Raw genomic sequence first — 1,274 nt, 5'->3', positions numbered from 1 at the left:
CCGCCCACCAGTTCAACCCCGACCGGCCCGACCACACCCACCTGGCCTTCGGTGTCGGCGCCCACTACTGCCTCGGTGCACCCCTCGCCCGCCTGGAGACCCGCATCGCCCTCAGCGAACTGTTCCACCGCCACCCCGACCTACGCCTGAGCGTGCCGGCCGACCAACTCACCCAGGTTCCCTCGCTGTTCACCAACTGCCCGCGCGAACTCCCCGTCTCCCTTTCCTGACCCCAACTCACTCTCACCCTGAGCGAGATAACCATTTCCCTTCTCCATTCCGTCCGCCGCAGCTGACGCACGCAGCACGGACGACCCGGCACCGTCTGCCCTGACCGTCCTCCCTGGCCGTTCTCACCGCCGGGCGCGGGACGGGGGGAGCCTCCTCCCTCGCGGCCAGAAAATCAACTCAACCGACAGGAAAACCCTAGAAGTGACTGAGACGACCTCTCCCACCGCCCCAGCACCGGCGAAACCGCAACGGCACGACTTCGCTGAGGCGATGCACGCCAAGTACGTCGCCAAGGACGCCCACGCGGCCGGCAAGCGCAAGATCCTGATCATCCCCGCCCTGCTCCTGGCCATCGGTACCGGCCTGGGCACCGCGGCCCGGGCCGGTCTGCCGCCCACCTGGGCCACAGCGGTGACCGGCACCCTGACCGCGTTGATCGCCGCCTGGGCCCTCCTAGGCGTCATCGTGGGCTTCCGCATCGACCCGCTGCGAGACCTGGACTGGACCACCGCCGACGACTACGAGCAGCAGCTCACCACCGGCCTGCACCCGGACACCCGCGCGGCCCTGGCCCGTACTCAAGACCAGGTCCGCCGGCGGTTCCCCGCCGCCGACCGCGTCCACATCTACCGCCCCGACCGGCTGCCCGAGCATGCCTGCACCCTGGACACCACCGGCTGCGACTGCGTCCGCATGCGGTTCAACGCCGCGATCATGCCCAACCGGCGCCATCCGATCATCGTGGTCGGCGACCGGCTTCTAGAGCAGCCCGCCGCGCTGGCCTTCGTCCTGGCGCACGAAACCACCCACATCCGGCGCCCCTGGCTGCAGGTCCACTTCCTCATGCAGGCGGTCACCCTGGCGGGCTGGCTGGGCATGGGCCTGCTGCTCCCCTGGCACGCCCTGGCGGTCGCCGCCCCCGCCGTGTGGGCCGCGACCATGGTCGTGAACTGGGCCAACGAACTCGCGGCCGACATCGCCGCCCGCACCACCGGCCCTGATGCCGCCCGCAGCTTCTGGACGATGCTGCCCGCCCTGCGCCC

At 70.6% G+C, this 1,274-nt stretch carries 2 protein-coding genes; both read left to right on the top strand.

Features of this window, described 5'->3' with window-relative positions; all coding sequences use genetic code 11:
* Positions 1 to 230, top strand: a 230-nt coding sequence (locus tag E1293_RS50445) for a cytochrome P450 (RefSeq protein WP_132206638.1), incomplete at its 5' end; no start/stop codon positions are given.
* A gap of 271 nt (positions 231 to 501) precedes the next feature.
* Positions 502 to 1,274: M48 family metalloprotease (locus E1293_RS47010; protein WP_207939562.1), on the top strand; the 773-nt coding region annotated here is incomplete at its 3' end.

The organism is Actinomadura darangshiensis (assembly GCF_004349235.1).
Lineage (GTDB): Bacteria > Actinomycetota > Actinomycetes > Streptosporangiales > Streptosporangiaceae > Spirillospora > Spirillospora darangshiensis.
The sequence above is the reverse complement of the archived record's forward strand: the minus strand, read 5'-3'. Positions and strand labels throughout refer to the sequence as shown.